Consider the following 20,772-nt stretch of genomic DNA (forward strand, 5'->3'; position numbering starts at 1 on the left):
GGATCCTCTCCCTCAGGCGTACTCGGGACGACCAGCGACGCGGTAGGTGAGGCCGATTACTCCGGTGCCGAACACCTGCGAGTCGAGCAGCTCGAGCCTGATGTCGAGACCGTCCTGCGGGAACAGGCGCTCGCCCTCGCCGACGATCACCGGGAACTGGACGAGGTTGAGCTCATCCACCAGCTCATTGTCAAGCAACCAGCGCGCGAGCCGAACGCTGCCGACTAGCAACAGTTCCCCGACGTGCTGCGCCTTGATCTCACGGATCTCGGCGACGACATCGCCCGAGATGACGGTTGACTGCTCCCAGGCCGGGTTGATCAGCGTGTTCGACACCACGTACTTCGGCTTCGAACTGATCGCCTCGCCGAATCCGCCGTCGTCGCTGCGCGCACCCCAAAAGGTCGCGAACATGTCGAACGTCTTGCGGCCCATCAGGAACCTGTCAGGACGTCGCCACGTGTCGAGAATGTACTGCACACTCTCGTCGTCGCCGAGCGGAAGCGCCCAGCCCCCGCGGGTGAAGCCGGGATCCAAGTCCTCGTTGTTGCCCCCGTTCGCTTGTGCGACGCCGTCGAGCGTAACCTGCAGGCTGATGGTGAGTTTCATGGGTGAGTTCCTCTCTCTCATCATCGCTACGAACGCTCCAGACCGAATTCGACAGGCTTCCCAGAATTCTTCTCGCGCGCTGGGGAACCGTGAAACCCGCTCGATAGAAGGATCCCATCTGATTCGTCACCTGCCGCGGTGAGGGATCGACTGCCGAACGGCTAGGAACTCGTACCCCGGGCGCCCGTACGCTTGCTATCCCGCGAATGTGGCGAATGTCCAGTGGTTGCCGTCGGGGTCAGAGATCGTGAACTCACGCGACGGATAATCCGTCTGGTTGACCAGTTCGTTCACGACGTTCGCTCCGATGATGCGCGCGCGGGCCATGACTGCGTCCGGGGTCGCAGTCACAACATGCAGTGAACTCGTGCCTGGCCTGCACGGCGTCGGGCGCTCACCAGTGCTTGAGAGCAGCACTCGACCCCCTTCGGGCCAGTCCAGCTGACAGTGGTGGATTTTGTCTGGGTCCTCACCCGGGATCAGCAGATCTTCGATGAACCCGAGCGCGGTCATCCAATCGCGAATCGCGTACGCGTGATCGCTGACGATAGTCGGCCAGACGCTGCGCTGCTGGCGACCGCTAACGGGAACAGTCATGGTCGTCAGCCTATGGTCCACCCGAATCGTTGCAAGGGCAGGCAACGTCCGCGAATCGACTAGGCAAACTTCCGCAGTTTGTCGACGGGCTTACGGCGTCGTGCGCGCTTATCCGCGAGACGAGCCCGCGGTCCGACCGGCACCCGTACGGTCAGGGACCGTCCAGCGAGCAGTGAGCGTACCTGGTGGAACGCGGAATCTCGCCAAGCTGAGGCGTCAGCGCTCGTTGCGTAGCCAGTCGAGTACGACGGCTGGAGCGGTCTCTGCCGCTTCCACGGCGAAAGCGACATGTGAGCCGTCCATCCAGTGCACGTCGCAGTCGGCGATGTGTGCGTCTGCGTACTGCGCGTTGGTGGGCGGCGCCATCTTGTCATAGCACCCATGGACGATGAGTGTCGGGCAGGTGATGTTTTCCAGCGGCGCCGGCACGAACACCGTGAAGTCGTTCCGCATGCCGGGCCGGCGCCGGGCGGAACCGAGCGACGCGGCGAGCACCGCCTCCAGCTGGGCCGTCCGACCGGGGGTGGCTGCAAGCGCTGTGGCGCGCTCGGTGGCCTCACGTTTCGTGTACGTCCCTGCTCCGCGCAGTAGCAGGCTAAGCGTCCACCTTGTCGCGTGGCGGAGTAGCCATAGTTCCAGCTTCGCTGTGGCGTCGCGCGCGGCGATGCTCGACATCCGGTTCGGGAGGGGGCCGGGGATACATACGCTGTCGATCTGCACGAGCTTGGAAACGCGACTTGGATGCCGCGCGGCTAGTTCGTAGCTGGCGGGTCCGCCGCCTGAGACGCCGAGCACGATGATGTCGTCGATGCTGAGCGAGTCCAGCAACGCCGCGAGGGCGTCGCCCTGCTCACGGAAGGTGCGTCCGGTGCTCAGTGGTGTGCCGAGGTATCCGGGTCTGCTCGGAGCGATGATTCGGTAGCCGTTCAGTCGCAGGAATTCTGCGCTGACCAATCCTTGATCCCAGCCGCCGAGCGTGCCGTGGACAGCGAGAACCGGTGAGCCGTCGCCGCGTTCGGCGTACTCGACGGGGCCTAAGGCCGTGGCGACGGTTCGCGGGGTTTCAGCCATGCATGCGCGAAAGTCTTCCGCAGTGGGGGCGGTGACCATGCTCCATTTTCGCAGCCGTATCTCGCGTCAACCAGTGGGCAGCCGACACGCGAGCAGTGCAGCCACTTGGTCCTCGTCGACGAGCCGCCGCCGAAGTCAGGTGGTGTGGCGTCAAGCCTCCTCATGACGCCGCGCGCGGTTGTGTCAGCTCTGGACAGTCGCCACAGCGAGTACCAGACTGTGGCCCATGAATCGGGCCACGCCGGGCCTCATCCGCACTCCCGATCAGCGTCTGCGGGTCTTTGTCAGTTCGACGTTGCGTGAACTCGCGCAAGAGCGGCGGGCGGCTCGCGCTGCGATCGAACGGCTCGCGCTCGCACCGGTCATGTTTGAGTTAGGCGCTCGCCCTCACCCGCCTCGTTCTCTGTATAGGGCGTACCTCGAGCAGAGTGATGTCTTCGTCGGCATCTACTGGGAGTCCTACGGCTGGATCGCACCCGGCGAAGCCGTGTCTGGACTCGAGGACGAGTACAACCTCGCACCGCAGATTCCGATGCTGATCTACATCAAGGAAAGCGCCCAGCGTGATCCGCGGTTGGAAGATCTGCTCGACCGCATCCGTGAGGATGACCGCGTTTCCTACGTGACGTTTGTCGGGGCACCAGAGTTGCGACGCCTCCTCACTTCCGACGTGGCTACCCTGCTCGCAGAGCGCTTCGAGTTGGGAACCGGCCGGTCTGCGCTTCCGGAACCGGCACGTGCCCCCGGCGCTACGACGCTGGTAGCGCCGCCACCGGTGCTCACGCCCTTGATCGGGCGGCAAGCGGAGCTGTCGATCTTGACACAGTTCCTCATCGATGACGGGCGTCGGCTGGTCACCATCACCGGGCCAGGCGGTGTGGGCAAGACGAGGCTGGCTCTCGCCGCGGCGCGCGAAATGGGGCCGAGGTTTGACGGTGTGGCGTTCGTTGACCTCGCTCCGCTACGCGACCCGGCTCTTGTGCTTGACGCGGTTGCCTCCGCAGTCGGCGTTGTCGACAGCGGGAAGACGCCGTTAAACATCCAGTTGCAAACTGCGCTTGGGGATCGTCGCATGTTGCTGATCCTCGACAACGCAGAACAGGTCATTGGCGCCGCTCCAGAACTCGCTCGTCTGGCGTCGAACACCGCCGTATCGGTGCTGGTGACGAGCCGGACGCTCCTCAGGGTCGACGGCGAGCAAAATCTCGCACTCGGCAGCCTACCCAGCACTGCAGCCATCGAGCTGTTCGCCGAACGAGCCCGCGCGGTGAAGCCAGACTTCGAGATCAGCGACTCGAACGCCAGCCACGTCGCAAAGATCTGCCAAGCAGTTGACAATCTACCGTTGGCAATAGAACTTGCGGCGGCACGCGTCCGTGTCTTGAGCCCCTCGGAAATCGCCGACCGCCTTCAGCACACATTGCCGCTTCTCGTCGAGGGCGCAAGGGACCGGCCTGAGCGGCAGCAAACGCTCCGCTCCACGATCGACTGGAGCGCCGAACTCCTTCGCCCGGATCAGCATGCCCTGCTGCTGCGTCTAGGTGTCTTCCGCAGCGGCTTCGCCCTTGACGCCGCCGAGTGGATCAACGGGGAGGAGGCTGAATCCTCCACCCTGGATCTGCTGACCGCGCTGATCGACGGAAGCCTTGTCCAGGAGCACGACCGAGGAGACCGCACGTGGTTCACCATGTTGGCGACCGTTCGCGAATACGCACGCGACAACCTCACCGCCCTTGACCAATTCGCCCAGTACAGCGATCGCCATGCCGAGTTCTACATCCGCTTGGCCGCCGCTGCCGGCGCAGAGATCATCGGGCCACAACAGCAAGCATGGGCATCGCGCCTGGTCGACGAAAACAACGAACTAACCGCGGCGGTCGAGTATCTGCTCGAAAGCCGACGATGGGACGACGCAGTAACCCTGGTCTGGTCACTCGACTGGTTCTGGGGCATCACGGGACGTCTCGTCGAGGTCAGCTCATGGATGCAACGCGTCCTGGACGACGGTATCGAGGCGTCAGAACGAGCGCGGACCCTCGCACGAGTGGAGGTCGTGTTAATCGGCGTCTGGCGCAACCCCGATCGAGCGTCGATCGGCCCCCTCACCGAATGCGCCAACTACTTCGGTGCACACGGGGATGGGCGCAGCGAAGCGAAAGCACTGGCCGGGATCGCGTGGATCCACATCTACAGTTTCCCGCCCGACTTTGACGCCGCGGAGGAGTACCTGCAGCAATCGCTCGACCTCGTCGAGTCTCTCAACGATCGCTATGTCGCTGCCGGGGTTCGTATCATGATCGGGCATGCCCATATTCTTCGAGGCAATCTTCCCGGAGCGGTCGAAATTCTTGACGCGTTTCTAGCGGACAGCGGCGGCATCGGTGACAGCTTGCTCACAGGCTCCATGCTCAACGCCCGTGGATGGGCCGCTATCCTCGCGGGCGACCTCGACCAAGCCGAAGAGTGCTTCCGACAGCAGATACTGGTCGCATCAGCGATTGGACATGAGCAAGGCGTCGCTTATGCACTGGAAGGCTTCTTCGCCACTGCCGTGGCGGTCGGCGACGTAGAACGCGGAGGAAAACTGCTGGGAGCAGCAGAGACAATCCGCCAACGCAAGGAAAATGCCGACGCCGCCAAAATGTCGTTTCACGCGCCGGTCCTGCGAGACATCGAACAGACTTCTCCCGTGATGTTTCAGCAAGCGCGGATGATGGGGCGCACTCTCGACACAGCCGCCGCCGTCGAGGTCGCGCTGGAATCGATAGAACCCGTCGCCAGCTAACGGACACCCGCTGAGGCACCGGCTTTACGGGCGTCCTCGTGGGGGTACCGCGACCTCGATTCCTAGACTGTTGGGATGCCGGACGGGATGCATTTCGAGGGGCACGCTGAGGTGTACGGGGAAGCCCGGCCGCCGTATCCGGTGGAGTTGTGGAATACGGTGCGCGACCTGGGCGTGCTCGAGCCGGGATGCAGTGCCGTTGATCTCGGTGCGGGCACTGGGCAGGCGACCGGACCGTTGCTGGCGGCGGGGATGCGTGTCACGGCTGTGGAACCGGGGCCGCGGCTCGCCGCACGCATGAGAACGGCTTATCCCGCGGCGACCGTCATACAGGAGCGGGCCGAGACGGTGAGGTTGCCCGACCGATCCTTCGACCTGGCGGTTGCCGCGACCTCCATCCATTGGATGGATCTGGACCTCGTTCTCCCGAGGGTCCACCGCTGGCTTCGTCCGAGCGGTCTGCTCCTGGTGTGGCGGAACGTCTTCGGCGACCCAGCCGCCACCTTGACGCCATTCCGTCAGCGGATCGCGCAGATCGTGGCGGAGCGGGATGCACCTCCCCGCCCCGGCAACGCCGAGGACCTCGCGGAAGCAGCGCTCGCGCTCACCCGCACGGGTCTGTTCTCACTAGAGTCCACCCACACATATCGATGGAGCATGGAACTGGATCAACGTCAGGTCCACCGCCTCTTCACCACATTCAGCGATTGGTCCCCCGAGGAGGTGGAGCGTGCAGCCGCCGCTGTGGCTGACCTCGGCGGACGGGTCGTAGAGAACTACGCCTCGTGGTTGATCGTCACGCGACGGCAAGAGCGCCCGGCGCAATAGACGCGACCGCTGGCGAGTCCCGCCTTGGCCACTGATCGCGGGCGCGCAGCGACCGGCTTGCGAACGACCTTCTACCGGTCAGACTTGTCGAGCATTCGAAGGTGGACTGCAACCGCATCGGCGATTGGGCCAACCAGGTCGTCGTCCAAGCGTGGATGATCCGCCGTTCCGCTCCGTCCTGCGAGGCGGTCCATCAGCGCGACCTTCGCGTCAGGACGGGACACCGCGTCGGGCAATCCGAACGCCAGCACATCGAAGTCCCGCTCGGTCGCGCTTGGAACGATCGCTCTTACCCGGCCAACCTCGTGATCATGGCTCGAGATGTGCAGGTACGCGCGCAGTTCGGGATCGAATCCGGTTCCGCCGACGTACTCCACCGAACTGGCATGGACATCGACCCACACGTACAGCCATGAGCCGGATGGCTCAACTCTGCCCTGCCGAACATGAATGACCCTCGGCGCGGGATGCTCCATGCACGCGAGCGTACCGCCCCGCTCCCTGCGCCCACCCAAGCGCGGCAAAATCTCGCCGCAGTGGTGGACGGCCTAACGGGCTTGGGCGAACAGCTTCGCCAGCAACGGTGCTCGTTGTTGAGTCATGTCCCGGACGGTGGAGCGAGAGCGTCATTGAGCCGCTTAGCTGGGCCGCGGCGCAGTGGGTCCTCCAATCGCAGCGAAGAAACGTCACGTGGCGGGTGGGACGGCGAGCAGTGCGAGTTCAACCCGATTGGACGTGCCCGTCTTGGCCAGCAGGTGCGACACGTGGGAGCTGACGGTCTTCTCGCTGATGTACAGCGCCGCTGCCGTCTCGGCATATGTCTCGCCAGCCACGATGTGAGCGAGCACTTCTCGTTCGCGCACGGTGAGCGATTGAAGGCGGGGATGTGTCACACCCGGTGGCGATGGTGTTGGCGGGACGGGACCGGACGAAACTTCCACGTGAATGTGGGCGAGGGTGGCAAGTCGGCGAAGAGATGCAGCGACCGGCGCTGCGTGCAAGCGATCCGCTAGCGCAAGTCCTCGTCCGATCGCGGTGCGGGCACCGCCGAGGCGACGCGCACCCCCCGCGCCGCGCAGGAGGGATTCGGCCAGCCGTTGGCACGCATATGCCTCCTCCCAGGGGAGCTGTGCTTCCGCTAACGCGTCCACCGCGCCCGACCAGGCGCGGTGCTCGTCCGCGGAGCGTCGCGCGCGCGCCACCTCGCTCGCATAGAGCATCGTCAACGCGACCATCAAACTCTGCTCCAAGCCCTCGTCCTGCCGCGTCGCAGCGGGCCGCTGATCTCGTGGGGGGCCGAACTCGATCCGGGGGTGCGCTTCGAGGAGCCGATCGAGCCGGTCCAGAGCGGCGGCGGAACTCTGTCCCCGATCTCGCTCGATCTCGGCGAGGTCGGCCAATGCTCTCGCGGCGACAGGTGGCAGCCACTCGGCGAGGTCGGGCATCTCCTCGCGGTGAAGTCCCGCCATCGCCGCGAGGAACGCTCCCTCGGGATCGTGTGCGGCTAGCCGCACTTCTGCCCGGATCGTGTCCAGTCCCATCAACCAGAAGCGGTGATGCGTCTCGGACAGCTCCTCGATACGGGCAACGTGAGCCTCGGCCGCAGCCTGGTCGCCCTGAAGGCCGGCCAGACGTGCCGCGGTCAGCCGTGCGGCCGCGTCACTGTAGGGACCCGGGTCGCGCCCGGCTACGAAACGCAGTACCTCGGCACACTCCTGCCACTCGCCGACGAACAACCACGCGATGGACTCGGACCCGGCAAGCCACGCCACATAGACATGGGGCGCCCCAGCGACGATGAGGTCATGGCGACGGGCCCGCATCATCCGCGCCGACGCGGCGCTCCACCACACGCCGTTGGCGTCGGTCAGTCCGCCGGTTGCAGAGTTGAACGCAATCCACTCCCGAGAAGTCAGGGCGACGGGGATCGCCGCAGTGTAGGCCTCGGCTGCCGCTGCCCGATCGCCGAGAGCAAATCGCACCCTGCCTTCGGTCACCAAGGCGCACGCCAACGTCTGCGCGTCGCCCGCGCTACGGGCGATCGCGAGGGCCGACTCTGACGCGCGTTCAAGGGTGGCGAGTTCGAGCGGGAAGCCGGTTTCCAGCTTCGTGTCGACCCACATCGAGAGAGCTCGCGCGTGCTGCCAGCTCGAGGGATGACTCCCGGTCATCGCGAGGATCGCCTCGCACTGCGTGACGGGAGGTGACTCTCGCTGGGTGATCGCCCTAAGCCTCATTCGACGCATAAGGAACTCCGCGCGAACGAGGGAGGGCAGCTCTTCCGACGTAAGAATCTCGTCGATGATCGTGAGTTCGTCGTCCGAAGCACCGGCATCCTGGGCCGCGCGACGTGCGCAGCACAGAAGTTCGTACCGCGGGAGCGCGTTCAGGCCGATGGTCGGGCCTATCTCAAGCGCGCGCAACAACAGCAGAAGTTCCTGCGGGTAAGCGCCGGCATCCCGTGCCGATTCTGACGTCTCGACGGCCGACGCATAGGCTCGCTCGACGACGCCCGATCGATAGTGGTGATCGGCGATCCGCAGCGCATGGTCGAGCTCTGCACCCGACGTGGGCGTGACGGTCTCCTCGAACTGCGACAGGACCGTGTGCAAACGGTGTCTGTCGCTGAGCGAGAGCCCGGACTCGATGAGCTCCGCGGTGAGCGGATGCCGAAACCAGAAGCCGACGGACTGTTCCACGATGACGCCTGCGCGAAGCGACTCATCGATAAGTGAGCCGAGATCGGCATCGGCCTGGGGAACGGCGAAGCCGCCGCCTGCGATCACCCGCGCGAGCGCCGGCAAGTCCAACGGCCGCCCGGCGATGGCGAGGACGAGCATCACCACCTGCGCTTCAGAGGGAAGCTGGCGGACGGCGTCGAGGACGGCAGACCTGAGTGTGCTCGGCAGGTCGCGAGGCAGGTGAGTGGCTCCTGGTGGAACGTTGGCCACGGTCAGTTCGGTGAGATACGGATGGCCCCTCGTCTTGTCATACACGTCCTCGACGAGCGACTGGTCCGCGGGCCAAGCGAGCAGGGCCGAGATCTGCTCGGCAGTGTCTTCCCGGGTGAGGTTCGCGAGATGAAGCACTTCGACCCGCGGCATGCGATAAAGCTCGGCCAACCATCGATCGATCGGACGTTCGTGGGCGCCGTCCGGCGAGCGTACGGTGCCGACCAGCGTCAGCGGGCGCCTATCGGGGCCGGCCGCGAGGTACATCAGCGCATCGAGGGTGTCATCGTCCGCCCACTGCAGGTCGTCGATCGTGATCACGACCCGCCGGCGGGCCGTGATCCGGTCGATCCACTCGTCGAAGAGCACCGGCACTCGTGTGGGCGCGCCATCAAGGTCCGGCGGGCAAGGCAAGAAATCGTCGTCGATGGGCGTCTGTGCCAGACCGCGAACGGCCGAGCGGATTCCGATGAACGGCACCGTGATCGAGGCGAGGGGCAGACATGCTCCTCGGAGCACCAGCGCATCCTCTGCGGTGCTGCAGAGATCTACTACTGCGGCCGAAACGAGAGTGGTCTTTCCTATGCCGGGTTCGCCCTCGACGATCACAGTGGATGAGACGGCACTTTCCCGTTCTTCGAGCGCTGCGCGCAGTAGCGCGAGCTCTCGGTCGCGTCCGACCAGAACGGAGTCGCTTCGGTAGCGTGCACCGGCCACCATGCGTCCAGTGTGTCATTTCGCCGAGCGGCGATGGTGAAACTGAGGGGTCGTACCCGCTTCTTAAGGAGTACCGCCCGATGCTCCCACGCCGGGCGATCGCGATCGTGGATGTCAAGAGCCGAAGCCGAAGGGCTTCGACGGAAGGGTCATCGTGAACACTTCACGTGGACGCCGGCTTTCAGCCGGCGTCGTACTCGCTTCCCTCGCGGGCGCTGTGCTGCTGACCGGGACACAGGCTGTCGCGATCACTGCGGCTCAGGACCCCGGTGATGAGCCGGCGGTAACCGTGTGCACAGCGGAATCGACGCTCGTCGTCGGTCCCGTAGATGGACGCGCTCGCCCGACGGGGGTCCCGCTTCCTGTGTAGGGACGCAGACGCGGACGCGAAGAGAAGAGATTGTTTCTGGCCCCCCGCGAGATCACCCGCGACGATGGCGTGAAGGAAATGAGGCTGCTGACGTGAAAAGCTCGTGGTGCGTAGCGATTCCAGTCATCGCTGTTCCTTACGGGTGCCGGCGGGAGCTTCCAACCCCAGTTAGCATCGCGGGATCCTGCCCGTCGCGCGGGGATCGATAGTCGCCCCCTCCGCGACACGTTCGGCGGCCGTCACTGAACCCAGTGCCCGGGTAAGGACCGACTTTCGGACGCTGCTGCACCCGTTGGTTCGCGGGAGCGCGGCGGCCACTACGATTCGGTCATGTCGTCGGACCGACCACTCATGCCCCGGATGGCGCATGAGGGATTGCGCAACGTGGTCTCGCTCGGCCTCGCGGCCGCCGTCGCCGTGCTCGCACTGATCGGCTACGCCCTGATCGCACCGCTACACTTCACGCCCGACACCGTCGCGCTCACCACCTTCGTGTTCTGGATCGCGTACTCCCTGGGATTCCTGATCCTCACTCACACCACCTTCGGCAAGGCGGATGCGGCAACTCTTCGCAACTGGCTCACCGCGACGAATGCACAAAGCCGCAGTCTCGCAATCCCAGCCACCGCCGCCCAATGGGCAATCCTGGCTGTGCTCGCCGTCGCCCTCGTCCTGGTACTCCCCGGACTTCTCGACAGTCCGCTCGCCAACGCGCTGAGCTTCGCCGTTGTCATCACAGCATGGCTGGTGACCGTCACTGCTTACGCGGTGCATTACGCCCGCCTGAACACCCAGGAACCATCCCTTGCGTTCCCAGGGGAGCTTGGCGACCAAGAAGTGTTCGCCGACTACTACTACCTCGCTGCGCAGCTCGCGACCACCTTTTCATCCTCAGACGTCAGCATCCTGACCACTCGGGCACGCTCCGTCGTCACCGGACAGACCTACATCGGGTTCGCGTTCAGCACCTTCATCATCGCGCTCCTCATCAGCGTTCTCTTCCTGAGCAACTAATCCCCAATCAAGAACGATGAAGGACCGGATGCGTGCGGGCCAATGGTTTGGGCATGATTGCGGTGACTGGACAGGAGCGCGGTCCGGTCCTCGAGATCGGCGCCGGCGACAAGGCCCCGACCGTGCCCCTGGCAGCCCTCGGCCGCGACCTCACCGCGATCGACATCGACGAGCACCGTGTGCGTATGCTCCGGCAGCTCCTGCCGACGTGCGTGTCGAACGCGCTGACGCCCTGCGGCATCCTCGCGAGCATCCCGTTCTCGTCGGCAACGTGCCGTACCACCTGACACACCGATTCTTCGACGACTTCTCGCTCGCTCCGGCTGGCGCACCGCCATCCTCCTGACGCAGTGGGAGGTCGCACGCAAACGCGCCGGCGTCGGCGGCGCGACCATGATGACCGCTCAGTCGGCGCCGTGGTTCGAATTCGCGCTGCACGGTCGAGTGGCCGCCCGACACTTCCGTCCCGTGCCTAGTGTTGATGGCGGCATCCTGAGTAATAGCCGTCGTGCGTCGCCGCTTGTCAACCCGCGCGATCGCGGCCGGTACGACCGCGTCGTGCGGGACGCGGTCACCGGAGCGGGTGGCAAGCTCGCTGCAGTGGTCCCCACGGCGCTCTTCGCTCTCGGTGACGAGGAGGTCTCCGCTGCGAGGGGTGGGACGGCTCATCCGCGCTCAGCGGTGATGAGCTTCGCTGCGCCCCACAGCGAGCCGATGTTGGCCCGATCGGGTTGCTTCGCGAGCATCCGCTCGTAGAATCCCAATGGCTCGCCGGGTGTCGTCTCGGTGTCTTCCAGGTCCTCCAGATAGCGGATGGTCGCTTCGATGTCGGTCGGGCTGTCGGGCCGGTCGGGTTGCTTGTGCCCGCTCACCACGTGCTCCGGCTCCAGGTCACGGAGCCGCTCCAACACGGCGATCCAGTGGCGCCGCGTCTCGGGTGTGGTCTCGGCGATGTAGGGAGAGGTCGCGTTGTAGACGACGTCCCCCGCGACGATGAGCCGCGCGTCCGGCACCCACAGCGAGGTCGTTCCCACCGTGTCGGTGTGACCGGCCTCGATGATGTGCAGATCGTGGCCCGCGAAGGTGAAGCCGCCCTCGACCACGTCCGGGAAGGCGACCTCCGGGATCTGGCCGGGGAAGAGGCGGCCCCAGAAGTCGTCACGCCACTGGGGACGCGCCTGCTCCTGCAACTCCGCTAGCGTTCCGGCCGTGGCCAGCACCGCTGCGCGTGGGAATGCGGCACGCAGTTGACCCACACCGTACGCGTGGTCACCATGACCGTGCGTCAGGTAGACGGCGGAGAGCTCGACGTCATGCGCGCGGATCCATGCGATGAGGCGTTCGTTCTGAGCGATGGTCGCGAATGTGTCGACGAGCACGGCCTCCCGCCCGCTGCGAATGAGCGTCGCGCTGTTCGCCACCCATCGCCACTGCTCGTTCCCGGGCGGGAGGTCGCGCGTCAGCCCCTCGCGTCGCTCGGTGTGCACCTCGTACTGAAGTCGTTCCAACATCCTGGTTCGTCCTTTCGTCGGGGGTTCCGTCAACGTCGGCGCAGCGCAGGGTCGATGAGCGCGGACGGCGTGGCGTGGTAGCTGTCGTCGTGGAGCTCGGTGCCGGGCGCGACGACCGCGTCGATGCGATCGAGCACGTCGTCCCCGAGCACGATGTCGGCGGCGGCGAGCAGCCCGTCGAGTTGTTCCTGCGTCCGCGGGCCGATGATCGCCGAGGTGACCGCGGGATGCGTGGTGACGAACGCGATGGCCAGCTGCGGCATGGTGAGGCCCGCATCCGCCGCGATCCGCTGAAGCTCCTCCACCGCACGCACCCGGCGTCGCCCCGCCTCGGATGTCGGATCGTGCAGTTCCGCCCATCCCCGTGCGCGGTGGCTCTCCGTCCGTGGCCGCCCGGAAAGCCAGCCGCTGTGCAACGGGCTGTAGGTCAGGACGCCCATCCCGTACTGCTGCGCGACAGGGAAGACGGCACGCTCGGGCGCGCGCCCCAGGATCGAGTACTGCGGCTGCTCGCTCAGGAAGCGGTGAGTGCGGGTGCGCTCGGCCACCCACTGAGCCTCGACGATGTGTTCCGCTGCGAAGGTGGAGGTGCCCACGGCGAGCACTTTGCCCGCGCGGATCAGGTCGTCCAGCGCCGACAGGGTCTCGCTCAGATCTGTTCGGGGGTCGAACCGGTGCAGTTGATACAGGTCGATGCGGTCGGTGCTGAGCCGTCGCAGGCTACCTTCCACCGCCTGGATGATCCAGCGGCGCGAGGCACCGCTCCGGTTGGGGTCTACCCCCGTCGGCAGACCGAACTTCGTCGCGAGCACCAGCTCGTCGCGCCGTTGTGCGATCGCGGCGCCGACGATCTTCTCGCACTCGCCCTCCGAGTAGACGTCTGCGGTGTCGACGAAGTTGATGCCCGCGTCCAGTGCCCGATTAATGATCCGCGCGCTGTCCGCCTGGTCGGTGTTGCCCATTGCGCCGAACATCATCGTCCCCAGAGCGAGCTCGCTCACCGACCAGCCTGTCGCGCCGAACGTCCGTCGTCTCATGGTCTTCTGCTCCTTCGAACAGGTTCCCGTCCAGCCAACCTCCGGAGCGCCGGCGGCGCGATCACGATCGTGGCGACCAGATGCACGATCCTGTCGATCTCGGCGGGATCGCATACACGCATTGCCGCGGCTCGCGGGACGTGCTTCGCTACGACGTATGGACGGGCGCGAAGAGCTGCGCGAGCGCATTCTGCGGTACGTCGGTGACACGATCCGGCGTGATCTCACGGACGGCGTCAGCGTCGGCGTGGTCCGCTACGGCACCCGGCCGACCGCCACGATGGCGCGGCCCTCCATGACCCTGGTCGCGGGTGGGGTAAAACGCACCACCATGGGTGACCTCGAATTCGTGTACGGGCCCGGTCAGCTCTTCGTCGCATCGCTCGATCTGCCCGCGATCGGCCACGTTGCGGCTGCCTCGCCCGACGATCCGTTCGTGGTCTTCAGCTTCGCGCTCCGCCCCGCGGTCATCGCCTCCCTGCTGCTGGACACGGTCGACGTCGCCGACCCGCCACCGTTCACCGGGATGGCCGTCGCAACGGCGTCGGACGAGCTGATCGACGCGGTCGTGCGGATGATGCGCCTCGCCGAAGACCCGGCCGGCATCGCGGCGCTGCGTGCACCGACGGAGCACGAGATCGTCTGGCGCCTGCTCACCGGCCCACTCGGCGGACTCGTACGGCTGATCGGCTCGGCGGACAGCAACGTCGCGCACATCTCCCGCGCCACCACCTGGATGCGTGACAACCTCGCGGATCCGGTATCCGTGGAGATGCTCGCACGGCTGAGCGGAATGAGCGTGTCGACCTTCCACCGCCGGTTCCGGGCGACCACATCGATGACGCCGATCCAGTGGCAGAAGGCGCTACGGCTCCGGCAGGCAAGGATCCTGCTCGCCGCGGGCGACGCGACCGTAGCGGACGTCGCGTCCACGGTCGGGTACGGCAGCGTGTCGCAGTTCACCCGAGAGTACCGGCGCACCTTCGGGCGTGCACCGGGGCAGGATGCCGCACGCCTCCGCGCAAGCGCCGCACCCGCGACCACCCGGGCGCAGGGCCTCCGACTCGACGCGTTCAGCCTCCACCTCGTGGAGCAGCAGGCCGTGGATGCGGCAGAACCGAGCTCACGGGCCGGCTGATTCCGATCCCCCGTGAGCGGCTTGGGCGCGGCGCCGCTGGGTGGCATGCGCCAGCGGGCCCCACGACGCGACGGTCGCGACCACGACGAGCAGCAGCGCCAGCTCGACGAGCGGACCCAGGCCGAAACTGGCGACGGCCACCGCCGCCGCAGCCGCGGTTCCCACGAGCCTCGGCGCCACCCGCCCGAGCCCGAGCTCGACGCGGTACAGCGCTTGGCTCGCCAGATAGATTGCGATACCGACGGCCGCCAGCAGCCCCGCGCCGAGGGGCGTCTCCCCGCTGCGCTGGATCGACAGGCCGCTCCCGGCGGCGAACAGGACGAGGCCGACCATCATGCCGAGGTGATCACCGTAAAATGCGGTGATCGCGAGCATCGTCCGGCTCCTCGCGTCGCGGTCCTCCACCCCGTGCTCCGTCCTGGCGAGGTCACCCGACGGGAAGTACGTCGACCACAGTCCGCCCACGACGGCGACGGTGAGGGTCGCGGCGCCCAATGAGAACGCATCCAGCGGTTGCCGCGACAAGGTGGCCCCGACGGCGACGATCGCCTCGCCGAAGGCGATCAGCATCAACAGGCCGTGGCGTTCGATCAGGTGGGCGGCGCCGAGCTCGAAGCCGCCACGGCGGTTGGTGAGCACGTTGGCGAGGATGATCACGAGTGCCAGGGGGAAGAGCCACAGCGCGCCGGACTCGCCCAGCAGGCCGGAGGCGACGAGGACGATCGCCGCCACGATGTTGAACGGACCGATGCGGAGAATGCCGCGCACGTTGCCGGCCGACCCGACGATGAGGAACAACGCGTGGTGGAGGACCATGAGCACGAGGAATGAGATCGTGAAGGCCCACTGCCCCGCACCGAACGCCCTGGGGATCGCGACCGCGATGATGAGGAACCCCGCCATGGCGATCAGCAGCACCGCGCGGGTCACAGCGCTGGAGGTCGCCCCCTGATTCATCAGCCAGATGTACCCGTCGTAGACGCAGTACACGAGCGCGAGCAGAATGACCGCCTTGTAGGCGCCTAGGAAATCCGGCTCCTCGATGACCACATGGGTGACCTGCGTGATCGTGAACACGAACACCAGGTCGAACAGCAACTCGAACGGGCTCGCCCGCCCAGGGAGCGCGCCCGGTGTCGGTCGCGATCGTGCGTTCATGACGGAGAACGTACGCCCTGGACGCGGGCGCCGTCACGCACCGTCCCGCTCGTCCGATACGCGCTAGGCAGCCGGCGCATGCCATTCCTGGTGTCCAACCCGCTCTCACGTAGCGACTTCCGATGCTCGCAGTTGATGGGCAATCTGCGCCCGCGTCTGGTGCAGGTTCGGGCATGGTGGTCGGGAGAGCGGGACGTCACCCATCCTGGATAGTCGCGTGCGGTAGCGGGTTGTCGAACGAGAGTCTGCACATCACCGGCCCGTCGTAACCATCGAGCTGGCCCTCCGTGCCACAAAGTGGCGATTGAACGGCGGCGATGAGGGCCGGTCTGTCGTCTGCTTCGCTTCGGCGCTGATCGGACATCTCCGGAACACACGCTGGCTCGGCATCGGCCGGGGGTTCGGCCGGTGGAGCCGCTGGGGGAGTCGTTGCGGTGGATTGCTCGCGTCGTAGTGGGGCGGCCATGGTTGACACCAACGAGTTTGCGATGCAAACTGGTTGGAGTTTACAACCAACCAGAAACTGAGGCACTCCATGACGCAGCGCGAACTAGCTTTCGACACAAGCGCCGCTCTTTCCGCGATCAGCGACAGCGAGGCGATCACCCGTCGGTCCACCGCTCCGAACCCACCCATCCTGTATCTGCTGTGGGGAACGGTTTACGCCCTGGGCTACCTGGCGCTGCATGCCGCGCTGTTCCGTTGGGCGCCGGTGAGCTTACCGCTCGCGCTCACTCTCTTCGCAGTACTGACGGTCGCGGGCGCCGCAGTGTCCACCGTGCTGGGTATCCGCGCAGGCAAGGAGCTGCGAGGGGCATCCAGCCGTCGGGGCATGCTGTACGGCCTGGCCTGGGCTACCGGCATGGTGAGTGTCGGCTTCATCGTGGTGGCGTTGCTTCGGTTGAACCTCGAGCCCGCGACGTTGGTCTGGCTCGCCAGCGCAGTGGCGACGTTGCTCGTGGGCGTGCTTTTCACCGCAGGGGGAGCGGTCTTCCTCGACCTGGCGATGTTCTTGCAGGGCGTCGCCCTCCTCGCAGCCAACCTCATCTCGGTGCTCGTGGGCCCCAGTCCTCTGGTGTTGATCGGGTGGCTCGCAGCCTGCGCGGTGCTGTTCGCCGGTGCCGGCATCGAGGCTCATCGATCCGTGACTGGGGCCCGCCGATGACAAGCCGGCAGCTCGACCCGGTCATTCATGCCGATGCCCGCCTGCGCGTGATGACCGCGCTGAACACGATCGGCGAGGGAAACTCCATGACCTTCCCGAAGCTGCGTGCGATCCTCGGCATGACTGCCGGCAACCTGTCGGTGCATCTACGCAAGCTTGAGGACGCTGGTTACATAACTCAGGAGAAGACGATTCAGGGGCGCACGAGCGCAACCTTCCTTGGGATCACCGCGCAAGGTCGGGCGGCGTTCCTCAACTACCGGCAGACCCTTATCGATCTCCTCACCGAATGAGTAGGCGCTCGCTCACGGGACGCGGCGTCGATTGGACACGACGGGACGACGCTATGGGGATGCAACGTCCCGGCAGTGTCCTCGATGGCATGTCGAGCAGAACGGTCGAGAACGAGAAGGGCACTGGCTTTGAGCCGGTGCCCTTCTCCTTCTCGGGCTTCGTGCCCGCGAATTTCAGTCCCGCGCCGAAGTTGCGCTCCTGCGGCGGGAGACGGTGCCCATCAGGAGCAGCAGCGCGCCGGCAGCGGCGGCGGCGCCACCGACCCACAGCAGAGGCATCAAGATCTCCGAACCCGTGGCGGGCAGCCGCGCCGAGAGGGTCGCTCGCTGGGTCACGGTGTTGGTCAGCTCGACCGTCGAGTCGGTGCCCGGCTGGATCGTGGCGTTCGCCGTGCCGCTGGAGAAGACGCGTACGGCGCTCGTCTCGCCGGAGACCGGCTCGGTGACGGTGCACGCGGTGCCCGCGGGCAGTTCGGTGAAGGTCTCGGTGTAGGTTCCCGCTGCCGCTCCCGCCGGGATGATCACGGTGTCGGCGAGCGCCGCTCCGCAGTCCACGGCGAGGGTGATCTGTCCCTGCTGGCCGGCCAGTGCGCCGGTGAGGACCTTGCTGACGCTCAGCGAGCCCGGCCGGTACGTCACGGTGTCGGTGACGGCGGCAGCCACCCCGGCGCCGGGCGCGACGGTGACGGTGACCGGGCCGTCGGAAACGACGACCACCGCGGCTGTCTCACCCGTGGCCGTCTCGGTGATCGTGCACTCGGTGCCGGCAGGGAGTTCGCTGAATGTCTCGGTGTACGTGCCGGCGGCCGCGCCTGCGGGGATGACGACCGTCTCGCTGAGGGCGGTGCCGCACACCACATCGAGGGTGATCTCGCCTTGGAGACCTGCCTGCGGGCCCGCGATCACCTTGGTGACATCGAGCGCTCCCGGACGGACGGTCACCGTGTTCGTGATCGTCGCCGTCGCCCCCGCCTCTGGTATCGGAACGCTCTGCGGCGCGTCAGTGGTCACCGTCACCGCGGTGGTCTCTCCCGTCGCTGGTTCGTCGATCAGGCACGTCGCCCCGACGGCGATGCCCTCGAAGGTGAAGACCTGGGCCGTGGACGCGCCCTGCGGGATGTCCGCTACCCGCGCCACGCCGTCACCGCAATCTACGGTCAGCTGACTTGCCCCTTGTTGGCCCACTCCGGCCCCCGCGAAAGCCTTGTTGACGGTCAGGCTGGCCGCCTCGAAGAACTGGACAGGCGCCTGGGCGGTCGCCTCCAACGTGGCGGTTTCAGCAAGGACGAGTTTTTGCAAGTCATCGACGCCCGGTGCCAGGCCGTCATAGAGGTACACCCGCCCGCGCTGGACGGTTACGACCGCTCGAGCGCTCAGCAGCGTCTCGTCCACCGCGTCGGTTCCGCTGCCCACCCACACCTGGGCCCCCGTGGTGGTCGTGTAGGGGTTGGGGAGAGGAGCGGTGGCGGCCGCGTCACCGTACATCGTGTACCCGGCGGGCACGGAGAGGGTCACGCTGGGGGCGTCCGTTGTCACGGTGAACGGGCCGGCCGCCGATCCCGCCGGCGCGGCGGCAGCGGGCGGGGTGATGGATACCGCCGGGGGAGGCGGCTCGGTCACCGGGCCGTTGAGCTGCGCGGCCGCGATGACTCCTGCCGTCGCTGCCCGTATCGGCGAGGCTGCGTCCAGGATGAAGCCGTCCGTGAAGTACCAGATGGCCGATTGCACGGCGGCGGCCTGCTCGCCTTCGGACGCCAGACCCGCCGGTTCAGCGGGGAACGCGGGGTAGAAGTTGTTCAGAATGTAGGCGACGTACCCGAGGTTCTGGACGTTCGATTCGTCCCACGTTCCGTTCTCGTAACCGCCGCCGATCAGGGTTCCGGTGCGGACGTCGATGCAGTACATCTCGGCGGTCAGTGTCGGATCTGTCACGCTCACGGTATTGATCAGCGCGGTGAAGCCGCCGCCCAGGGTGTACCCCGCAGGGGGTGCCGCGGGGTAGGGCGCCATCGGATCCTGCGGCGTCGGGGTGGCCGGATACCCTCCCGTCAACCTCGCTCCGGGTCCGAGGCCGGTCACCTCGACATCGGTGTTCGGTCCGTCCGGCGATTCGATGACGGGACTCTCGTCGGTGAGCCTCGCTTGAGCGGGCCCACCGACCGGGAGGAAGGCGAAGGTGAGAGCGGCCATCGCGGCCGTCGCCCAGAGGACGGACGCGGGGAGACGTATGCCGGGGTTCCGGGATCGAAGACGGGGGCGCGAGTCGGTCACGGGGGGCCTTTCGTCGGTGATGGGGGACCAGCGCGGCTACGACCTAGGCGGTCGCGCCGAGTTCCCGGGTTTGCGGAGGAGCGTCAGACTCGCGGCCACCAGCAGGGCACCCCCCACCAGCCCCGCGAGGTCGCCCCACAAGAGCGGCAACGGAGTTTCCGTGCCCGTCGCCGGCGCACCGTCCTCGATCCACGCGCTGGCCGCTCCGCCGAGAGGGAGGATCACCATCGCGGCGGCCGCCAGAACGGCCACGAGGGTCGCTCCGGCGGAGCGGCTGCGCGGCCGCCGTGGTCGCAACGGGGAACGCCGAGCGGCTCGGAGCGGCGTGCAGGTTCATGGCGCCTCCTGGGTCGCTCCCAGTGAATCCTCCGTGCCGGACGCCCGGATAGGGCCGAAGGTCCCTCGCGGCTCGGCGGCCCGAATCCCCGCCTTGGGATGGGACCGGGTAGTGAGTACGCAAGGTCCGGGGGAGGAGGTGCTGAGACCGATGCTCCTGACAACGAAAACTCGGACCACGAGGTGGCAATCCGGCGGCCAGACGACCTCTTCAAGAGTCGTCAGTTCGTCGGCTCGGACTTCCCCGGAATCATGCCGGATTCGGCGCAGGTCGGCTGGTGTGTCGCCTATCGGCGATCTTGCGGAGACTGAGCACTGGTCCCTTGTGGTGAGGAAGGAACCTGCGAGACTTCGAAGGAACGGTATGCCACAGTCTCCGTCCGCCGAATGCGTTTCCTCCCCGAAACAGGCGATCTCTGGTGCGTGCCGCATTGGAGGCCCGTCATGGGCAAGTTCACGTACAACGCTCAAACGTCCAAGAACTTCGACGACCGGGTGCTGGCGCACCTTCAGATCACCATCGGAACGAAGCTGCGCCGGGGGGAAGGGTTCTTCTTCACGTGGAAGGACGACATCAGTGTGGGTGAGGGCCGCAGTTCCGTGTGGATGCATGCGGGGGCGTCGCTGATCTTCAAATTCCACGGCAGCCGACAGCCGGACATCAACCTGCATTGGCTGGAAGCTCTCATCTCGACGGCGAACTCTGCACAGGGGCTGCATCTCGTCGGCGAACCCGCCGCAGCACTGCCGGTACGGCAACAGTCCGTCCTGGTTGGCTGACACCGACGTATTCGCGGGTCGTGCGGTTGGGCGGCGTAGAGCAGGCGGCATCCGGCGACCGCGTTGGCGGCGATGATCGCACGGCGAAGGGGAGTCTGCTGTTCACCACCACGGGAAGCGGCGCCGTTCCCTGTGACCCGG

The 20,772-nt window shown here is 66.4% G+C and carries 18 protein-coding genes; 9 read left to right on the forward strand and 9 right to left on the reverse strand.

Annotated elements, in window-relative coordinates:
• Window positions 1-12: 12 nt before the first annotated feature.
• The 3 genes from QNO12_RS05310 to QNO12_RS05320 all read right to left on the reverse strand — a co-directional run bounded on the left by QNO12_RS05310 (window position 13) and on the right by QNO12_RS05320 (window position 2,277).
• Window positions 13-609: a dihydrofolate reductase family protein gene (locus tag QNO12_RS05310; RefSeq protein WP_257501721.1), complete on the reverse strand. Its 597-nt coding sequence runs from the start codon at window positions 607-609 to the stop codon at window positions 13-15.
• A gap of 195 nt (window positions 610-804) precedes the next feature.
• Window positions 805-1,206 carry a VOC family protein gene (locus QNO12_RS05315; protein WP_257501722.1) on the reverse strand — a complete coding sequence of 134 codons (402 nt, stop codon included), beginning with the start codon at window positions 1,204-1,206 and terminating at the stop codon, window positions 805-807.
• A gap of 216 nt (window positions 1,207-1,422) precedes the next feature.
• The gene (locus tag QNO12_RS05320) at window positions 1,423-2,277 is read right to left on the reverse strand and encodes an alpha/beta fold hydrolase (protein WP_257501723.1); all 855 of its coding nucleotides are present in this window, start codon (window positions 2,275-2,277) and stop codon (window positions 1,423-1,425) included.
• Window positions 2,278-2,503: 226 nt separating this feature from the next.
• Here QNO12_RS05320 and QNO12_RS05325 point away from each other — a divergent pair, with 226 nt between their 5' ends.
• Window positions 2,504-5,062, forward strand: a complete 2,559-nt coding sequence (locus QNO12_RS05325; protein ID WP_257501724.1) for a DUF4062 domain-containing protein — start codon at window positions 2,504-2,506, stop codon at window positions 5,060-5,062.
• 75 nt (window positions 5,063-5,137) lie between these two features.
• Window positions 5,138-5,890, forward strand: coding sequence for a class I SAM-dependent methyltransferase (locus QNO12_RS05330; protein ID WP_257501725.1), 753 nt, complete (start codon window positions 5,138-5,140; stop codon window positions 5,888-5,890).
• A 71-nt stretch (window positions 5,891-5,961) separates the two neighbouring features.
• On the opposite strand, the gene QNO12_RS05335 is transcribed toward QNO12_RS05330, so the two are convergent.
• On the reverse strand, window positions 5,962-6,366 hold the full coding sequence (locus QNO12_RS05335; RefSeq protein ID WP_257501726.1) for a hypothetical protein: 405 nt from the start codon (window positions 6,364-6,366) through the stop codon (window positions 5,962-5,964).
• Window positions 6,367-6,576: 210 nt separating this feature from the next.
• A complete protein-coding gene (locus QNO12_RS05340; protein ID WP_285178309.1) occupies window positions 6,577-9,561 on the reverse strand; it encodes a helix-turn-helix transcriptional regulator in 2,985 nt (994 codons plus the stop codon).
• A gap of 697 nt (window positions 9,562-10,258) precedes the next feature.
• Between QNO12_RS05340 and QNO12_RS05345 the strand changes: the two genes are divergently transcribed.
• Genes QNO12_RS05345 through QNO12_RS05355 form a run of 3 tightly spaced genes read left to right on the forward strand, consistent with a single transcriptional unit; the run spans window position 10,259 to window position 11,698 of the window.
• On the forward strand, window positions 10,259-10,942 hold the full coding sequence (locus tag QNO12_RS05345) for a DUF1345 domain-containing protein (RefSeq protein WP_257501727.1): 684 nt from the start codon (window positions 10,259-10,261) through the stop codon (window positions 10,940-10,942).
• Window positions 10,943-10,995: 53 nt separating this feature from the next.
• On the forward strand, window positions 10,996-11,229 hold the full coding sequence (locus QNO12_RS05350) for a class I SAM-dependent methyltransferase (RefSeq protein ID WP_257501728.1): 234 nt from the start codon (window positions 10,996-10,998) through the stop codon (window positions 11,227-11,229).
• Window positions 11,230-11,284: 55 nt separating this feature from the next.
• Window positions 11,285-11,698 (forward strand): hypothetical protein, encoded by a 414-nt coding sequence (locus QNO12_RS05355; protein WP_257501931.1) that lies wholly within the window; start codon window positions 11,285-11,287, stop codon window positions 11,696-11,698.
• On the opposite strand, the gene QNO12_RS05360 is transcribed toward QNO12_RS05355, so the two are convergent.
• Both QNO12_RS05360 and QNO12_RS05365 read right to left on the reverse strand, forming a co-directional pair.
• On the reverse strand, window positions 11,608-12,453 hold the full coding sequence (locus tag QNO12_RS05360; protein WP_257501729.1) for an MBL fold metallo-hydrolase: 846 nt from the start codon (window positions 12,451-12,453) through the stop codon (window positions 11,608-11,610). The two genes, QNO12_RS05355 and QNO12_RS05360, sit on opposite strands and share 91 nt — an antisense overlap.
• A 29-nt stretch (window positions 12,454-12,482) precedes the next feature.
• Window positions 12,483-13,490, reverse strand: a complete 1,008-nt coding sequence (locus tag QNO12_RS05365) for an aldo/keto reductase (RefSeq protein ID WP_257501730.1) — start codon at window positions 13,488-13,490, stop codon at window positions 12,483-12,485.
• Between the two features lie 157 nt (window positions 13,491-13,647).
• On the opposite strand from QNO12_RS05365, the gene QNO12_RS05370 reads away from it, so the two are divergent.
• The gene (locus QNO12_RS05370; protein WP_257501731.1) at window positions 13,648-14,628 is read left to right on the forward strand and encodes an AraC family transcriptional regulator; all 981 of its coding nucleotides are present in this window, start codon (window positions 13,648-13,650) and stop codon (window positions 14,626-14,628) included.
• Here QNO12_RS05370 and QNO12_RS05375 read toward each other — a convergent pair.
• The gene (locus QNO12_RS05375) at window positions 14,614-15,786 is read right to left on the reverse strand and encodes a low temperature requirement protein A (RefSeq protein WP_257501732.1); all 1,173 of its coding nucleotides are present in this window, start codon (window positions 15,784-15,786) and stop codon (window positions 14,614-14,616) included. The two genes, QNO12_RS05370 and QNO12_RS05375, sit on opposite strands and share 15 nt — an antisense overlap.
• 535 nt (window positions 15,787-16,321) lie before the next feature.
• Between QNO12_RS05375 and QNO12_RS05380 the strand changes: the two genes are divergently transcribed.
• Window positions 16,322-16,951 (forward strand): hypothetical protein, encoded by a 630-nt coding sequence (locus tag QNO12_RS05380; RefSeq protein ID WP_257501733.1) that lies wholly within the window; start codon window positions 16,322-16,324, stop codon window positions 16,949-16,951.
• Complete coding sequence (locus QNO12_RS05385; RefSeq protein WP_257501734.1) at window positions 16,948-17,244, forward strand: transcriptional regulator; 297 nt, start codon at window positions 16,948-16,950, stop codon at window positions 17,242-17,244. Before QNO12_RS05380 ends, QNO12_RS05385 begins: the two co-directional genes overlap by 4 nt.
• A 174-nt stretch (window positions 17,245-17,418) precedes the next feature.
• On the opposite strand, the gene QNO12_RS05390 is transcribed toward QNO12_RS05385, so the two are convergent.
• The gene (locus tag QNO12_RS05390) at window positions 17,419-19,434 is read right to left on the reverse strand and encodes a thioester domain-containing protein (RefSeq protein WP_257501735.1); all 2,016 of its coding nucleotides are present in this window, start codon (window positions 19,432-19,434) and stop codon (window positions 17,419-17,421) included.
• A gap of 861 nt (window positions 19,435-20,295) precedes the next feature.
• Here QNO12_RS05390 and QNO12_RS05395 point away from each other — a divergent pair.
• Entirely contained in the window at window positions 20,296-20,631 is a 336-nt protein-coding gene (locus tag QNO12_RS05395; RefSeq protein WP_257501736.1) for a DUF7882 family protein, read from the forward strand.
• Window positions 20,632-20,772 lie beyond the last annotated feature (141 nt).

The organism is Microbacterium sp. zg-B185 (assembly GCF_030246885.1).
GTDB lineage: Bacteria > Actinomycetota > Actinomycetes > Actinomycetales > Microbacteriaceae > Microbacterium.

Coding starts and splice junctions, on each gene's coding strand:
- QNO12_RS05335 (WP_257501726.1), bottom strand. CDS start 6,366: ATGGAGCATCCCGCGCCGAGGGTCATTCATGTTCGGCAGGGCAGAGTT.
- QNO12_RS05385 (WP_257501734.1), top strand. CDS start 16,948: ATGACAAGCCGGCAGCTCGACCCGGTCATTCATGCCGATGCCCGCCTG.
- QNO12_RS05325 (WP_257501724.1), top strand. CDS start 2,504: ATGAATCGGGCCACGCCGGGCCTCATCCGCACTCCCGATCAGCGTCTG.
- QNO12_RS05350 (WP_257501728.1), top strand. CDS start 10,996: ATGATTGCGGTGACTGGACAGGAGCGCGGTCCGGTCCTCGAGATCGGC.
- QNO12_RS05315 (WP_257501722.1), bottom strand. CDS start 1,206: ATGACTGTTCCCGTTAGCGGTCGCCAGCAGCGCAGCGTCTGGCCGACT.
- QNO12_RS05395 (WP_257501736.1), top strand. CDS start 20,296: ATGGGCAAGTTCACGTACAACGCTCAAACGTCCAAGAACTTCGACGAC.
- QNO12_RS05320 (WP_257501723.1), bottom strand. CDS start 2,277: ATGGCTGAAACCCCGCGAACCGTCGCCACGGCCTTAGGCCCCGTCGAG.
- QNO12_RS05380 (WP_257501733.1), top strand. CDS start 16,322: ATGACGCAGCGCGAACTAGCTTTCGACACAAGCGCCGCTCTTTCCGCG.
- QNO12_RS05365 (WP_257501730.1), bottom strand. CDS start 13,490: ATGAGACGACGGACGTTCGGCGCGACAGGCTGGTCGGTGAGCGAGCTC.
- QNO12_RS05360 (WP_257501729.1), bottom strand. CDS start 12,453: ATGTTGGAACGACTTCAGTACGAGGTGCACACCGAGCGACGCGAGGGG.
- QNO12_RS05340 (WP_285178309.1), bottom strand. CDS start 9,561: ATGGTGGCCGGTGCACGCTACCGAAGCGACTCCGTTCTGGTCGGACGC.
- QNO12_RS05370 (WP_257501731.1), top strand. CDS start 13,648: ATGGACGGGCGCGAAGAGCTGCGCGAGCGCATTCTGCGGTACGTCGGT.
- QNO12_RS05310 (WP_257501721.1), bottom strand. CDS start 609: ATGAAACTCACCATCAGCCTGCAGGTTACGCTCGACGGCGTCGCACAA.
- QNO12_RS05330 (WP_257501725.1), top strand. CDS start 5,138: ATGCCGGACGGGATGCATTTCGAGGGGCACGCTGAGGTGTACGGGGAA.
- QNO12_RS05390 (WP_257501735.1), bottom strand. CDS start 19,434: ATGGCCGCTCTCACCTTCGCCTTCCTCCCGGTCGGTGGGCCCGCTCAA.
- QNO12_RS05345 (WP_257501727.1), top strand. CDS start 10,259: ATGTCGTCGGACCGACCACTCATGCCCCGGATGGCGCATGAGGGATTG.
- QNO12_RS05375 (WP_257501732.1), bottom strand. CDS start 15,786: ATGAACGCACGATCGCGACCGACACCGGGCGCGCTCCCTGGGCGGGCG.